The sequence below is a fragment of the Ornithinicoccus hortensis genome, from assembly GCF_006716185.1.
GTDB lineage: Bacteria > Actinomycetota > Actinomycetes > Actinomycetales > Dermatophilaceae > Ornithinicoccus > Ornithinicoccus hortensis.
The window spans coordinates 2075713-2090474 of sequence record NZ_VFOP01000001.1 but is presented as its reverse complement, the minus strand read 5'-3'; the positions used below and the strand labels follow the sequence as shown (position 1 = coordinate 2090474).

Annotated in this window: 15 protein-coding genes; 2 read left to right on the top strand and 13 right to left on the bottom strand. The window is 73.4% G+C overall.

Annotated features, from left to right (window positions below; genetic code table 11):
* Positions 1-5: 5 nt before the first annotated feature.
* From FB467_RS09710 to FB467_RS09695, 4 genes are read right to left on the bottom strand one after another with little or no spacing between them, the layout of a single operon-like run.
* Entirely contained in the window at positions 6-650 is a 645-nt protein-coding gene (locus FB467_RS09710; RefSeq protein WP_141784918.1) for a histidine phosphatase family protein, read from the bottom strand.
* Entirely contained in the window at positions 647-1024 is a 378-nt protein-coding gene (gene rsfS / locus FB467_RS09705; RefSeq protein WP_141784917.1) for a ribosome silencing factor, read from the bottom strand. The genes FB467_RS09710 and rsfS overlap by 4 nt, the downstream gene beginning before the upstream one ends.
* Entirely contained in the window at positions 1025-1642 is a 618-nt protein-coding gene (gene nadD, locus FB467_RS09700) for a nicotinate-nucleotide adenylyltransferase (protein WP_141784916.1), read from the bottom strand.
* Positions 1642-1851, bottom strand: a complete 210-nt coding sequence (locus FB467_RS09695; protein ID WP_141784915.1) for a hypothetical protein — start codon at positions 1849-1851, stop codon at positions 1642-1644. Before FB467_RS09695 ends, nadD begins: the two co-directional genes overlap by 1 nt.
* A 74-nt stretch (positions 1852-1925) precedes the next feature.
* Between FB467_RS09695 and FB467_RS09690 the strand changes: the two genes are divergently transcribed.
* Entirely contained in the window at positions 1926-2969 is a 1044-nt protein-coding gene (locus tag FB467_RS09690; protein ID WP_141784914.1) for a glycosyltransferase family 2 protein, read from the top strand.
* Here FB467_RS09690 and FB467_RS09685 read toward each other — a convergent pair.
* Positions 2857-3564, bottom strand: a complete 708-nt coding sequence (locus tag FB467_RS09685; RefSeq protein ID WP_141784913.1) for a class I SAM-dependent methyltransferase — start codon at positions 3562-3564, stop codon at positions 2857-2859. The two genes, FB467_RS09690 and FB467_RS09685, sit on opposite strands and share 113 nt — an antisense overlap.
* Positions 3565-3583: 19 nt before the next feature.
* On the opposite strand from FB467_RS09685, the gene FB467_RS09680 reads away from it, so the two are divergent.
* A complete protein-coding gene (locus tag FB467_RS09680) occupies positions 3584-4411 on the top strand; it encodes a hypothetical protein (RefSeq protein WP_141784912.1) in 828 nt (275 codons plus the stop codon).
* Here FB467_RS09680 and FB467_RS09675 read toward each other — a convergent pair.
* The 8 genes from FB467_RS09675 to FB467_RS09640 form a co-directional block, all read right to left on the bottom strand.
* On the bottom strand, positions 4399-5460 hold the full coding sequence (locus tag FB467_RS09675; protein WP_211350588.1) for an SGNH/GDSL hydrolase family protein: 1062 nt from the start codon (positions 5458-5460) through the stop codon (positions 4399-4401). The genes FB467_RS09680 and FB467_RS09675 overlap by 13 nt on opposite strands.
* A gap of 96 nt (positions 5461-5556) precedes the next feature.
* Positions 5557-6645 (bottom strand): SGNH/GDSL hydrolase family protein, encoded by a 1089-nt coding sequence (locus FB467_RS09670; protein ID WP_170230652.1) that lies wholly within the window; start codon positions 6643-6645, stop codon positions 5557-5559.
* Positions 6646-6744: 99 nt separating this feature from the next.
* Positions 6745-8112 carry a glutamate-5-semialdehyde dehydrogenase gene (locus FB467_RS09665; protein ID WP_141784910.1) on the bottom strand — a complete coding sequence of 456 codons (1368 nt, stop codon included), beginning with the start codon at positions 8110-8112 and terminating at the stop codon, positions 6745-6747.
* 13 nt (positions 8113-8125) lie between these two features.
* The gene (proB, locus tag FB467_RS09660) at positions 8126-9250 is read right to left on the bottom strand and encodes a glutamate 5-kinase (RefSeq protein WP_141784909.1); all 1125 of its coding nucleotides are present in this window, start codon (positions 9248-9250) and stop codon (positions 8126-8128) included.
* Between the two features lie 58 nt (positions 9251-9308).
* Positions 9309-10814, bottom strand: coding sequence for a GTPase ObgE (obgE, locus tag FB467_RS09655; RefSeq protein WP_141784908.1), 1506 nt, complete (start codon positions 10812-10814; stop codon positions 9309-9311).
* 88 nt (positions 10815-10902) lie between these two features.
* On the bottom strand, positions 10903-11160 hold the full coding sequence (gene rpmA, locus FB467_RS09650; RefSeq protein WP_141784907.1) for a 50S ribosomal protein L27: 258 nt from the start codon (positions 11158-11160) through the stop codon (positions 10903-10905).
* A 36-nt stretch (positions 11161-11196) separates the two neighbouring features.
* Positions 11197-11505: a 50S ribosomal protein L21 gene (gene rplU, locus FB467_RS09645; RefSeq protein ID WP_141784906.1), complete on the bottom strand. Its 309-nt coding sequence runs from the start codon at positions 11503-11505 to the stop codon at positions 11197-11199.
* A 125-nt stretch (positions 11506-11630) separates the two neighbouring features.
* A complete protein-coding gene (locus tag FB467_RS09640; protein ID WP_141784905.1) occupies positions 11631-14516 on the bottom strand; it encodes an Rne/Rng family ribonuclease in 2886 nt (961 codons plus the stop codon).
* Positions 14517-14762: the final 246 nt, after the last annotated feature.

Below are 14762 nucleotides of genomic sequence, written 5' to 3'. Positions count from 1 at the left end.
GGACCTCAGTGATCGCTCGTGCCGGAGGCGACCGGTCCGGCCCCGACGTTCCAGCCGACGATGCGCCAGCCGGTCCGGTGCTCGGCCAGCTCGGCCCAGTGACAGTTGTGCAGGCCGCCGAGCATCAGCCAGGCCTCGCGCTGCCCGAGCCCGACCATCGCGGCGGCCAGCGCGCGGCCGGCGACCCCGTGGGTCGCCACGACCGCGGTCTCCCCCTCGGCCAGGCCGGCCAGCAGGTCCTGCGCCCCGGCATACACCCGCTCCCGGACGTGTTCGACTGCCTCGCCGTGCTCCCCGCGACGGATGTCCTCGCCGCGACCGAGGGCCGCGTGCTCGTCGGGATACCGCTCCGCGACGTCGCCCTGGCTCATCCCCTGCCAGGTGCCCACGTCGATCTCGCGGAACCGCTCGTCGCGGGTGACCGGCAGGCCCACCACGGCGGCGAGCTCGTCGGCGGTGCGCGCGGCGCGGCGCAGGTCGCTGGAGACGATCCGGTGCGGCCCGAGCCGGGCCAGGCCCTCGGCGGCCGCCTTGGCCTGCAGGACCCCGGTCTCGGACAGGTCGGTGTCCAGCTGGCCCTGCCAGATCCCCCCGGCGTTGTGCTCGGTCTGACCGTGCCGCCAGACGATCAGCCGGCGACCGGTGGTCACTGCTCGGACCGGGGCTCGGCGTCGGGCAGGGTGACCTCCGGGCAGTCCTTCCAGAGCCGCTCGAGGTCGTAGAAGACCCGCTCGTCCGAGTGCATGATGTGCACCACGATGTCGCCGAAGTCCAGCAGCACCCACCGGCCCTCGCGCTGGCCCTCGCGGCGGATCGGCTTGGCCCCCAGCTGCAGCAGCCGCTCCTCCACGGCGTCGACGATCGCGCCGACCTGCCGCTCCCCCGGTGCGGACGCGATGACGAAGACGTCGGTCAGCGCCAGCTGCCCGCTGACGTCGAGACCGACGACCTCCTCGGCGAGCTTGTCCTGCGCGGCCACGGCGGCTGCCCTGGCCAGGTCGATGGCACGTTGTGACGCGCTCACTCACTGCTCCTGCGGGGTCGTCGGTGCCGGGTCCTCGGACTCCGGCCGGTAGAGGTGGTACTTGCCGATGTACTGCACGACACCGTCGGGCACCAGGTACCAGACCGGCTCCCCCCGCTCGGTGCGGTTGCGGCAGTCGGTGGAGGAGATCGCCATGGCGGGGACCTCCAGCAGGGTGACCCGGTCGGCCGGGAGCCCCTTGTCGGTGAGCTCGTGGCCGGGCCGGGTGACGCCGACGAAGTGCGCCAGGTCCCAGAGCTGCTCCACCCCGTGCCAGGACAGGATCTCGGCCAGCGCGTCGGCGCCGGTGATGAAGAACAGCTGGTCGTCCGGCCGCTCGGCGTGCAGGTCCTTCAGCGTGTCCAGGGTGTAGGTCGGCCCGTCCCGCTCGATGTCGACGCGGGACACCGTGAAGCGCGGGTTGGAGGCCGTGGCGATGACCGTCATCAGGTAGCGGTGCTCGGCCGGGCTGACCTGCTGCGCGTCCTTGCGGTAGGGCTGCCCGGTGGGCACGAAGACGACCTCGTCGAGGTCGAGGAGGGCCGCCGCCTCGCTGGCGGCGACGAGGTGTCCGTGGTGGATGGGGTCGAAGGTCCCACCCATCACTCCGAGCCGCATCAGTGCTGGCTGCCCGCCGACCCGTCCTGACCGGGCGCGTCCGAGTGGTGCTCGACCGGGTCCAGCGCCAGGGTGTTGCGGAAGGACCACAGCAGCCCCAACAGGGCGAGGAACACGATGATCGCGATCACGCCGAACATGACCGGCTCCAGCGGCAACTCGTTCACCACGTGGTGGCCAGCCTCACCGGAGGCAAAGACAGACGTCATGGCGCCCATCCTACCCAGCCCGCCGCGGCCGCGCGCGTAGGTGTCGCGGCCGGCCGTCGACATACAGTGGAGTCATGCACCCCCGCCTGTCCGTCGTCGTGCCGATGTATGACGAGGCGGACGTCCTCCCGCTGTTCGTCGAGCAGCTGCGCCCGGTGCTGGACGGTGTGGCGGAGGTCGACGGCGCCTACGAGGTGGTCGCGGTCGACGACGGGTCCTCGGACGCGACCCCCGTGCTGTTGCAGCGGTTCCACCGGGAGTGGCCGCAGCTGCGGGTGGTCCGGCTGCGGGCCAACTCCGGGCACCAGGCGGCGATCTCGGCGGGGCTGGCCGCGGCACGCGGGGACTGGGTGGTCACCCTGGACGCCGACCTGCAGGACCCGCCGGAGACCATCGCGCAGATGCTGGCCGTGACGCGGGAGCAGGACGTCGACGTGGTCTACGGGGTGCGCACCGACCGCCGTTCGGACTCGGTCTTCAAGCGGACCAGCGCCAAGGCGTTCTACGGCGTGATGCGCGCCGCGGGGGCCACCGACATCCCGTCGGGGGCCGGTGACTACCGGTTGATGTCGCGGGCCACCGTGGACGCGGTCAACGCGCTCCCGGAGACCCACCGGGTGCTGCGTCTCGTGGTGCCCTCCCTGGGGTTCCCGTCGGCGACGGTCGGCTACTCGCGCAAGCCGCGGGCCGCGGGCCGGTCCAAGTACCCGCTGGCCAAGATGGTCCGGCTCTCCGTCGACAGCCTGACCGGATTCTCGTTGGCCCCGCTGCGGCTCGCTACCTGGTTCGGCCTGGGCGGCTTCGTGGCCGCCGTCGTCCTGCTCGGGTATGCCGTGGTGTCCAAGCTCGTGGGCGGCACCGTCGCGGGCTGGACCTCGACCGTGGCCATCGTGGCCGGGGTCGGGGCGGTGCAGCTGCTGTGCCTGGGGGTCCTCGGCGAGTACGTCGGCCGGATCTACTCGACGATGCAGGGGCGCCCCACCTACTTCGTGGCCTACGACTCCCTCACCGGTCCCCCGGACCGGGACGCCGCCCCGTCACCAGCAGCGACACCCCGGGCAGCGATCCCACCGGAAGGTGCCGTTCCAAGCGCACCGCCGCCCCCAGCACGCCGTTGACCACCGGGTGCGGGTCGTCCAGGTCGCTACCGGTGGACACCTTGCGCCGCAGCGCCACCGCCGGGCGCAGCAGCACCATCCAGGACCGGGTGTCCAGCACCTGCAGCCCCGCACCCTCGAGCAGCCGGACGAACTGGTCGCGGGTGTAGCGCCGCACGTGCCCCACGGCCTCGTCGTGCGCCGACCACAGCCGCGGGTCGACCGGCACGGCCGCGACCAGCCGACCGCCGGGCCGCAGCACCCGGTGGATCTCGGCGGCGGCCCGGCGGTCGTCCGGGATGTGCTCGAGCACGTCCAGGGCAGTGACCAGGTCCAGGCTCTGGTCGGCGACCGGCAGCTGCTGGGCGTCCGCGCGCACGACGTCGAGGCCGCGCTCCGCCGCGACTTCCGAGCCCTCGGCGGTGAACTCCAGGGCGAGGACCTGCCACCCGAGGCCGCGCAGCACGCGCGTGTTGCCGCCACCGGCGGCGCCGATGTCCAGGGCCGCCCCCGGCGCGAGACCGCGGACCCGTGCGGCGAGCAGCTCGCGCCGTTCGCGGTACCACCAGTGGCGGTCCTCCAGCGCGACCAGCTTGCGGATCTCGGTGCCCTCCATGACAGGGCACACTAGTGCCGTGTCCCCCGTGAGCGTTCCCGGCACCGGCGTGCCCGGGCTCAGCGTGCTCGGCATCGGGGTGTCGCCGGCCCTGGTGGACCGGTGGCTCGCCTGGTTCGCCCCCGTCCGGCAGCCCTTCCGGGTGGACGCCCTCGACCCCGGGCTGCTCGCCGACCTGCCGGAAGCGCCGTCGTTCGAGGTCACCGACGAGTTGCGGGACACCTTCTTCATGTACGGCGGCGGGTCGTGGGTGGGCCTGACCGCGGAGGAGTTCGCCGCGCTGCCCGCCCGGACCCGGGCCGCGCTCACCGCGGAACGCCGGCACCGGGTGCACCCCAAGCCGGCGCCGGCCTGGCCGACGGACCCGATGGTCCGGGCGAAGCTGCTGCGGTGGGTCGAGGCCGGGACCAGGCCCAGCCAGCACGCGCTCGCCCGGGAGCAACTCCGCGCCGCGTCGGACGGGCCCCTCCCCGGTGCCGCCGAGCTGGCCGGCAGCTTCCCTCCCGGGTCGGGTCCGAACTGCTTCGGCGCGGTCATGGCCGCCGCCGGCGAACCGGTGGCCATCGACTGGGTGCGGCAGGACACCTTCACCCGCTGGGTGGAGACCCACACGGACCCGTCCGACGGCGCCGACAACGACCACGCCGCCGGACAGGTCCTGTTGTGGCACGAGCACGGCGAGCTCGCCCACGCCGCCGTCACCGTCGGAGACGGCTGGGCGCTGCACAAACCCTCCCAGTCGTGGTCCAGCCCGACCATGGTGTGGGCCGTCGAGGAGCTGATCCGGTCGTGGCGCTATCCGGGCACCCGGTTGACCCGCCGCGCCCTGCGCCGTCAGCCGCGGTAGGCGACCACCCGCTGGTCGTGCTGCTCGTCCAGCGCCGACAGCTCCGCGAGCGCACCGGCGACGACGTCGGTGTCCGCCGACCGCAGCTGCTCCACGAGCCCGGTGATCCGGTCCGGCGAGATCCCCGCCGCCTGCGCGGCCCGCAGGTTGGCCGGGCTGGCCAGGTCCATCGCCAGGACGGCGTCGGCCTCCTGGCGTACCGAGGCCTCCACGCCCTGCGCGGTCCGGTCGGCGGGCACCGTGGCCGCCGCCGCGGAGCCGGACCCCGGCCAGAACTCGTCGGCATACCCGATGTTGCCGTCCCGGTTGGGGTGGAAGGACTCCACGATCGGCCAGCTCAACCCGTTGACCCACTCCACGTCGTCGCAGACGGCGTGCCCGTCGAAGGCGTCCCGCGGGTCGACGAAGGTGTAGCCGGCCCCGAGCGTCTTCTGCTCCACCAGCGCGTCCAGCTCGTCGGTCGCCGCGTTGAGGTCGGCCATCTCCTCGGGTGAGAAGAACGTGGCGGCGTTACAGTCCTCCCCGTTGAACAGGTGCGGGTAGCCCCCGATCCGCACGTCGGCGGCGGGCGCCGCGGCGGCGATCGCCCCGAGCACGGCGTCGTAGCGGCCGGGGAGCTCGTTCTGCAGGATGGCGCGCCCTCCGGCGATCGCCCCGGCGCAGTCGGACAGCCACCCGGGTTGGGCACACTCGGTGATCACGTCGGCGAAGCCGAGGTCGTTGCCGCCGATGGTCATCGTCACCAGCCCGGTGTCCGGGCCGAGCGAGCCCACCTGGTTGGCCAGCACGTCCGCGGTCGTCGCCCCGCTGCACGCCTGGTAGTCCAGCGTCAGCCCCTGCGCCCCTGCGATCAGCGCCGGATAGCCGTAGGGCGAGCGGTAGCAGTCGTCCGTCGAGTTCCGGGTCCCGGTGCCGGCCGAGAAGGAGTCGCCCAGCGCCACGTATGCCGTGTCGTCGGCCTGCGCGGGGACGACCCCGGTCAGCGCGAGCGCGAGCCCGGCGGGGATCGAGGTGAGTGCGGTCAGCGAGGTGCGTCGTCGAATATCCACGCCTTCGAGCATTACGGCCGGTTCGGCCCTGCCACAACCGCTCCGGTCAAGACGTGAGCAACTCTTGGCCGGCCGTTGGCCCGCGCTTGAGGCGCGTCAGCGGTGTGCGCCGAGGCGTGCCTCGTGCCGGGCGTCCAGCTCGCTGAGCCGCTCGAGCGCGGCGGCTGCCCGGGCCGTGTCGCCGGATTCCAGGTCGCGCACGACCGACTGGAGGGTGCCGGTCGGGATGCCCGCCGCCCGTGCCGCCCGGAGGTTCGCGGGGCTGGTCAGGTCCATCCCCAGCACGGTCTCGGCCTGCCTGCGGACGAGGGTCGACTCGCTCTGCGCGGTCCGCTCGGCGGGCACGGCGGAGGCCTCCGCGGTCCCCGAGCCCGGGGCGAAGAGGTCGGCATAGGCGATGTTGCCCGCCCGGTTGGGGTGGAAGGACTCCACGATCGGCCAGCTCAACCCGTTGATCCACTCGGTCCGGTCGCAGACGGCGTGCCCGCCGAACGCGTCCCGCGGCTCGACGTAGGTGTAGCCGGCACCGGTCGTCTTCTGCTCGACCAGCGCGTCCAGCTCGTCGGTCGCCGCGTTCAGCGCGTCCATCTCGGACCGGGTGAAGAAGGTGAGCAGGTGGCAGTCCCGGCCGTTGAACAGGTGCGGGTAGCCGCCGACCCGCACGTCGGCGGAGGGTGCTCCGGCTGCGATCGCCCCGAGCACCGCGTCGTAGCGCCCGGGCAGTTGGGTCTGCAGGATCTGGCGGCCGTCGTTGATCGCGCCGTGGCAGTCCGAGAGCCACCCGGGCAGGGCGCACTCGGTGATCACCGAGGCGAAGCCGAGGTCGTTGCCGCCGATGGTCATCGTCACCAGACCCGTCTCCGGCCCCAGCGCCCCCACCTGGTTGGCCAGCACGTCCGCGGTCGTCGCCCCGCTGCACGCCTGGTAGTCCAGGGTCAGCCCCTGCGCCCCGGCGATCAACGCCGGGTACCCGTAGGGCGAGCGGTAGCAGTTGTCGGTCCGGGCACGGGTGCCGGTCCCCGCCGAAAAGGAGTCGCCCAGCGCCACGTATGCCGTCTCGTCGGCCTGGTCGACGGTCGGCGCCGTGGTCACCGGCGAGGCCGGCAGCGCTCCGGTCAGCGCGAGGGCCAGCCCGGCGGGGACAGCCAGGGATGCGGTCAGCGGGATGCGTCGTCGAGTCTCCACGGACCGAAGCATCCCGCCGCCGCGCGGGCCCGACAACGCGTCCCGTGACTTCCTGGGCGAGTCTTGGGCCTGACTTGGCCCCCGCTTGACCGAGCGGGGTCAGGCCCGGGTCTGGCCGTCGCCCTCGACGACCCACTTGGTGGTCGTCAGCTCGGGCAGCGCCATCGGGCCACGGGCGTGCAACTTCTGCGTGGAGATGCCGATCTCGGCGCCGAAGCCGAACTCCCCGCCGTCGGTGAACCGGGTCGAGGCGTTGACCATGACCGCGGCGGCGTCGACCTCGGCGACCCAGCGCCGGGCCGCGGCCCGGTCGGCGGTCACGATGGCCTCGGTGTGTCCGGAGGTGTGCTCCTGCACGTGCGCCAGCGCCTCGTCGAGGCTGCCCACGACTCGGGCGCTCAGGTCCAGTGACAGGAACTCCGTGTCGTCGTCCCCGTCGGCGATCGGCTGGTATGCCCGGTCGGCGCCCGCCGCACGGGCCGCGTCCCCGATGGCGTCGTCCCCGTGCACGGTGACTCCCTCGGCGGCCAGCGCCGCCAACAGGGCAGGCAGCACCCGGTCGGCCACGTCGGCGTGCACCAGCAGCGACTCGGCCGCGTTGCAGACCGAGGGGCGGTGCACCTTGGAGTTCACCACGATGTCGACGGCGGACTGCACGTCGGCGGAGGAATCGACATACACGTGGCAGTTCCCGACCCCGGTCTCGATGACCGGCACGGTGGACTCGCGCACCACGGTCTGGATCAGGTCGGCGCCCCCGCGCGGGATGACCAGGTCGACCAGCCCGCGCGCCGTCATCAGCGCCCGGGCGGCGTCGCGGCCACCCTCGGACAGCAGGTTGACCGCGTCCTCGGGCAGCCCGCGCTCGGCCAGGGCGGAGCGGAGCGCGGCGACCAGCGCGGCGTTGCTGGAGGCCGCCGCCGACCCGCCCCGGAGCAGGACCGCGTTGCCGCTCTTGAGCGCCAGGCCCGCGGCGTCGACGGTGACGTTGGGCCGAGCCTCGTAGATCATCCCGACCACGCCCATCGGCACCCGGACCTGACGGATCTGCAGCCCGTTCGCCAGGGTCGACCCGCGCACCACCTCCCCGACGGGGTCGGGCAGAGAGGCGACCTGGCGCAGCGCGTCCGCGACCGCGTGCACCCGGTCGTCGTCGAGGGTGAGCCGGTCCAGCAGACCGGTCGCCATCCCGGCGTCGCGCCCGCGCTGTAGGTCCTCGGCGTTGGCGGCGACGATCTGCCCGGTGGCGGCGTCGACGGCGTCGGCCATCGCCAGCAGGGCCGCGTCCTTGTCCGCCCGGGACAGCAGCGCCAGCCTCCGCGAGGCCACCCGGGCCCGGCGGGCGACGCCGTGCACGTAGTCCACCGCCGCGGGGTCCACCGCGGCGGGCTGGGCGGGCGCCGGCGTGCCGCCGGTGGGTGACGCGGACTGGCGGGCGGCGGCGCCGGCCTGGTCGGTGACGGTCATCGGGATCTTCTCCTCACAGGACGACGAGGTCGTCGCGACGGATCACGGTGCGGACGCCCGAGCCGCGGGCCCGGGCATGGTTCATTCTGTCGGTATCGAGCCGCCGTCCGACCAGGCCACCCAGCTCGTCGGAGTCGTAGCCCACCAAACCGCGGGCGACCACCTCCCCCTGCGGGTCGCACAGGTCGACGGTGTCCCCGGCGTGGAAGACGCCCTCGATGCGGGTCACCCCGACCGGCAGCAGCGAGGTCTGCCGCTTCACGACCGCCTCCACGGCGCCCCGGTCCAGGATGAGCCGCCCGTTGACGTGGGTGGCGTGGGCCAGCCAGCGCCGGCGGGCGTTCTTCGGGCTGCCGGTGGGCTCGAAGAGGGTGCCGACGTCCTCGCCGGCCAGCGCCTGCGCCGCCTGGTCCGCGGACGTCAGGACGACCGGGATCCCCTCGGTGGCACACATCTGGGCGGCGGCCACCTTGGTGACCATCCCGCCGCTGCCGACCTTGGAGCCGGGCGCGGTGATGTGCACGTCGGCGATCTGCTCCGGGCTGGAGACCACCCCGATCCGCTCGCTGTCCGGCTCCCTCGGGTGCCCGGTGTAGAGCCCGTCGACGTCCGAGAGCAGCACCAGCGCGTCGGCCTTGATCAGCTGGGCGACCAGCGCCGCCAGCCGGTCGTTGTCGCCGAACCGGATCTCCTCGGTGGCCACCGTGTCGTTCTCGTTGATGATCGGCACGACCTCCAGCTCCAGGAGGCGCTCCAGGGTGCGGCTGGCGTTGACGTAGTGGGACCGCCGGTGCGTGTCGTCCGCGGTCAGCAGCACCTGACCGACGGTGAGTCCGTGCAGGTGGAAGGCGGTCGTGTAGGCGGCCATCAGGTTGCCCTGGCCGGCGCTGGCCGCGGCCTGCTGGGTGGCCAGGTCCTTGGGCCTGCGGGTGAGTCCCAGCGGGGTCATCCCCGCCGCGATCGCCCCCGAGGAGACCAGGAGCATCTGGCCCCCGGCGAGGCAGCGCTTGGCCAGCACGGTGGACAGCGCCTGCAACCGGTAGGAGTCGATGCCGCCCTGCGGGGCCGTGATCGAGGAGGAGCCGATCTTGACGACCACCCGGTGGGCGTCACGGATCGCGGAACGGGGACTTGCCATGGAAAGCATACTAAACCACTCCCCTGCATAAAAATGCACCGGAGGGTCCGGTCGATGCTCAGTCCTGGTCGGTCCAGAGCCCGGCCCGACGGTCGGCGGCCAGCTCCTCCCGGGCGGCGGTCTTGGCGTCCATCTTGTCCTTGAAGGCGGCCCGCTTCTCCTCGCGGGTCGGCCGGTGCCGGTCCTCCAGGCGCAGGTCGGTGCCGCGCTGCCCGAGCAGCTCGGCACCCGAGGCGACCGTCGGCTCCCAGTCGAAGACGACCGCGTCCTCCTCCGGCCCGATCAGCACCGTCGACCCGGCCACCGCGCCGGCCTTGAGCAGCCCGTCCTCCACCCCAAGACGGTTCAGCCGGTCGGCGAGGTAGCCGACCGCCTCGTCGTTGCCGAAGTCGGTCTGCCGCACCCACCGGGTGGGCCGGTCCCCCAGCACGCGGAAGACCTCGCCGTCCGGCGTGTTCTCCCGCCGGACGTGGAAGCCGGCGTCGTCGACCGCCTTCGGGCGCAGCACCACGCGGGGCGGCTCGATCTCGATCTGCTCGTCGCGGGCCCGCTGCACGTGGCCAGCCAGCGCATACGTCAGTTCCTTCAGGCCCAGGTGCGCCACCGCCGACACGATGTGCACCTCCAGCCCGCGCTCCTCCAGGTCGGGCCGGACCATCTCGGCCAGCTCCCGCGCCTCGGGGACGTCGGCCTTGTTGAGCACGACGACCCGCACCCGGTCGGCCAGCGGGATGCCCCCCAGGGAGGCGTCCGGGACGTACTCGGCCAGCTCGTGCTCGATCACGTCGAGGTCGGTGAGCGGGTCGCGGCCCGGCTCGAGCGTGGCGCAGTCGATGACGTGCACCAGGACGTGGCAGCGCTCGACGTGGCGCAGGAACTCCAGGCCCAGCCCCTTGCCCTGGCTCGCGCCGGGGATCAGGCCGGGGACGTCGGCGATCGTGAACCGGTTGCCGCCGGCGGTGACCACGCCGAGGTTGGGCACGAGCGTGGTGAACGGGTAGTCGGCGATCTTCGGCTTGGCCGCCGAGACGACCGAGACCAGGCTGGACTTGCCCGCGGAGGGGAAGCCGACCAGGGCCACGTCCGCCAGGGTCTTCAGCTCCAGCACCACCTCGGCGGTCTCCCCCGGCTCTCCCAGGAGGGCGAACCCCGGCGCCTTGCGCCGCGGGGAGGCCAGTGCCTTGTTGCCGAGGCCGCCGCGTCCGCCACGGGCCGCGACGTACTCGGCGCCGGTCCCGACCAGGTCGGCCAGCACCTCACCGTCCCGGGTGCTGATGACGGTGCCGTCCGGCACGCCGAGCACGAGGTCCTCCCCCTGGGCCCCGTTGCGCTCCCCGCCCTCGCCCGGACGCCCGTTGGTCGCGGTGCGGTGCGGTCCGTGGTGGTACTCCAGCAGCGTGGTGACCTGCGGGTCGACGCGGAGCACGATGTCCCCGCCCCGGCCGCCGTTGCCTCCGTCGGGGCCGCCGAGCGGCTTGAACTTCTCCCGGTGCACCGAGGCACAACCGTGCCCGCCGTTGCCGGCGGTCAGGTGCAGGACTGCCCGGTCGACGAAAGTGGCCATGGGTGGATCCTCTCAACAACGACGGACGCCGGGCGTTGCCTCACGGGCAACGCACCGGCGTCCGGGGTATGTGGTGCTGTGGGCTGTCTCAGACAGCGGCGTCGACGACGTTGACGGTCTTGCGGCCGCCCTTCGCGCCGAACTCGACGGTGCCCGGAACGAGGGCGAACAGCGTGTCGTCCTTGCCCCGGCCGACCCCGACACCGGGGTGGAAGTGGGTGCCGCGCTGCCGGACGATGATCTCGCCGGCCCCGACGACCTGGCCGCCGAACCGCTTCACACCGAGACGCTGGGAGTTGGAGTCCCGACCGTTGCGGGTCGAGGACGCACCCTTCTTGTGTGCCATTCCTAGTGCCTACCTTCTGGTCTTATTCGGTCGGTCTCAGGCGTCGATCGCGGTGATCTTGACCTGGGTCAGCGGCTGGCGGTGGCCCTGCCGCTTCTTGTAACCGGTCTTGTTCTTGTACTTCTGGATGACGATCTTGGGGCCCTTGGCGGCCTTGACCACCTCGGCGGTCACCTTGACCTTGGCCAGGGAGTCGGCGTCGGAGGTGATGGACTCACCGTCGACCAGCAGCAGCGCCGCGAGGTCAACCGACTCGCCCGCCTGCGCATTCACCTTGTCGACCAGGAGGACGTCACCGACGGAAACCTTCTCCTGACGGCCGCCAGCGCGGACGATCGCGTACACGTTGAACTCACTTTCCTACGACTGTTGTGGGACTCGGCCCCGGGCCGGGGACCTGAGGTCCCGGAACGGCGCCACAGGGCGCGCCGACGCACCACAATACCGTGCGGACGACGCCCCTGCCAAACTCACTCGGTTGGCTCGGCCGGACCGCCCGTGGGCGGACCCGCCGGTGCCACGACCCGGGCCCGCTTGGCCCGGGAGCGACGGGCGGGGGCCTTCGGCGCGGCCGCGGCGGAGGGGGTCTCCGCCTCGCCCGGTGCCTCCGGCTCCGACGGGGTCGCCCAGTCGCCGGTCCCGGTGCTCTCCGGGGCCTGCGTGGCCGGGGTCGGCGCCTCGCCCGAGGGGTCGGCGTCCGTCCCGGACGGGGTCACGGGAGCCGGCTCCCCGACCGTGGTGTCGACCACGACGGACTCGGCCGGCGCGGTCACCGGTGCGGTGACCCGCCCCCGCCGGGCCCGCTTGCGCGGGGCGGGGGCCACCGGCTCGGCGACGACTGGGGCCACCGGCTCGACGGCGACGGGGGCCGCGGCCTGCTCCGACGACTCGGGCTGCGCCGCGGCCCCGGTGGGTGCCGGGCCGGTCCGGTCCTCACCGGACGGGGCGGTGGCGTCGGTGTCCGCCGCCGTGGCCGCCGGACCCACCAGGGCCTCGACGGCGGCCTCGGTCGCACCGGCCACGGCGCCGGCGTCGGCCTTGCTGCCGGCCTGCTGGGCCGCGGCGTGGGCCGCTGCGGCGATCTGGGCGGGGGTGGGACCGGAGGGGTTGGGCTGCGGGCGCGAGGCGACGGCAGCGTTGCCGCCGTTGTTCCCGGAGCCGCCGGAGCGGCCGCGGCCGCCCCCGTTGCCCCGGCCCCGGCCACCGCCGTGGTCCGAGCCGCCACCGGACTTCTCGATCGGCTCCGGGTGCACGACGATGCCGCGCCCGGCGCAGTGGGTGCAGGTCTCGGAGAACACCTCGATCAGCCCGGCCCCGACCCGCTTGCGGGTCATCTGGACCAGACCGAGGGAGGTGACCTCGGCCACCTGGTGCTTGGTGCGGTCCCGGCCCAGGCACTCCAGCAACCGCCGGACCACGAGGTCCCGGTTGCTCTCCAGCACCATGTCGATGAAGTCGATGACGATGATGCCGCCGATGTCGCGCAGCCGCAGCTGGCGCACGATCTCCTCGGCCGCCTCGATGTTGTTCTTGGTGACCGTCTCCTCCAGGTTGCCGCCGGAGCCGACGAACTTGCCGGTATTGACGTCGACGACGGTCATCGCCTCGGTGCGGTCGATGACCAGCGAGCCGCCGGACGGCAGCCAGACCTTGCGGTCCATCGCCTTGGCGAGCGCCTCGTGGACCCGGTGGGCGGTGAAGATGTCGCCCTCGCCGTCCCACTTCTCGAGGCGGTCGGCCAGGTCCGGCGCGACGTCGGCGATGTAGTCGCTGACCTCGGTCCAGGCCTGCTCGCCGGAGACGACCAGCTTGGTGAAGTCCTCGTTGAAGACGTCCCGGATGACCCGGACGGTCATGTCCGGCTCCCCGTGCAGCAGCACCGGGGCGTTGCCGGTCTTCTCCTTGGCCTGGATCCGCTCCCACATGCTGGTGAGGCGCTCCACGTCGGCGCGCAGCTCCTCCTCGCTGGCTCCCTCGGCGGCGGTGCGCACGATGACGCCGGCGCCCTGCGGGACGACCTCCTTCAGGATCTGCTTCAGCCGGGCCCGCTCGGTGTCCGGCAGCTTGCGGGAGATGCCGGTCATCGAGTTGCCCGGGACGTAGACCAGGTAGCGCCCCGGTAGGGAGACCTGCGAGGTCAGCCGCGCGCCCTTGTGCCCGATCGGGTCCTTGGTGACCTGGACCAGCACGGACTCCCCGGACTTCAACGCGTTCTCGATGCGCTTGGGCTCCCCCGAGTCCAGGCCCGCGGCGTCCCAGTTGACCTCCCCGGCATACAGCACCGCGTTGCGGCCCTTGCCGATGTCGACGAACGCGGCCTCCATGCTGGGCAGGACGTTCTGCACCCGGCCGAGGTAGACGTTGCCGACCATCGTGGTCTGCGTCTCGCGGGACACGTAGTGCTCGACGAGCACCCCGTCCTCGAGGACGCCGATCTGGGTGCGGTCCTCCAGCCCCCGGACCACCATCACCCGCTCGACGCTCTCCCGGCGGGCCAGGAACTCGGCCTCGGTGATGATGGTGCGCCGCCGACCGGCCTCGCGGCCCTCCCGGCGCCGCTGGCGCTTGGCCTCCAGCCGGGTCGAGCCGCGGACCCCGGACACCTCGTCCTGGGCGCTGCGGGCGCGGCCACCCCGGGCCCGGTTGCCGGACTCGGACTCCTCGCCGCGGCGACGCCGGCGGCGGCGCCGGCTGCTGCCCGAGCCGTCACCGTCGTCGTCCCCGCCGGACTGGTCGTCCTGACCGGACCCGCCGTCCTTGTCGGACTGGTCGCCCTGGCCCCCCTTGCCGCCGCGCCCGTCGCCGCCGTCCTGGCGGTCCCGGCCGCCGCGGGAGTCCTCGCCGTCCCCGGCGTCCTCGCTGCCGCCCTGCTGGTCCTCTCCCCCGTCGGAGTCGGAGCGTCCGCGCCGGCCCTTGCCGCCGCGGCGGCGCCGCCGGCGCCCGCCCTGGCCGTCGTCCTCCCCGTCGGACCCGCCGTCCGATCCCCCGTCCGGGCCGTTGCCCGAGCCGTTGTCGGAGTCGCCCTCGGACCCCCCGCCGCTCCCCCGCTGGGCACCACGCCCCGACTGGTTGTCCTCGGCCTCCTCCTCGGAGCCGGTCTCGCGGGCCGGCTTGCGCCGCGGCCGCTCGGGGACCTTCGACAGGTCGGGCGCCTGGAACAGCAGGCCAAAGGAGGGGGCGGCGACCGCCGGTGCTGTGGCCTCATCGGCCTCGTCGGTCTCCTCGTCCTGCTCCGGCTCGGCCACCACCGGGGCGACCGGGGTGGTCGTGTCCACGTGGGAGAACAGCGTCGGGAAGGTGCCTGCGGGTTCGTCGGCGGGTGCTGAATCGTTGTTGTGGTCGTCCGTGGAGACCATCGGGTGTCCTCTCAGGGCAGGCCGCGAAACCCACACCCGGGCCACTGGCCCGTCTCGCCGCTTGCCGCGGGTCGTCGTCCCGCTCGACTGTCGCGAGCGGACGGAAGTCGTCCTGTGCACCCGGCGGCTCGCGCGGGTCGCGCGTCACCGGACCGGGGCCGGCGCATCCGGGCAGACCGTGTCGGTCTCGCTGCGCGTGCCGGGCTCTGTGGCGCCGCACCGCGGAACGGGGATGTCGTCGGGTCG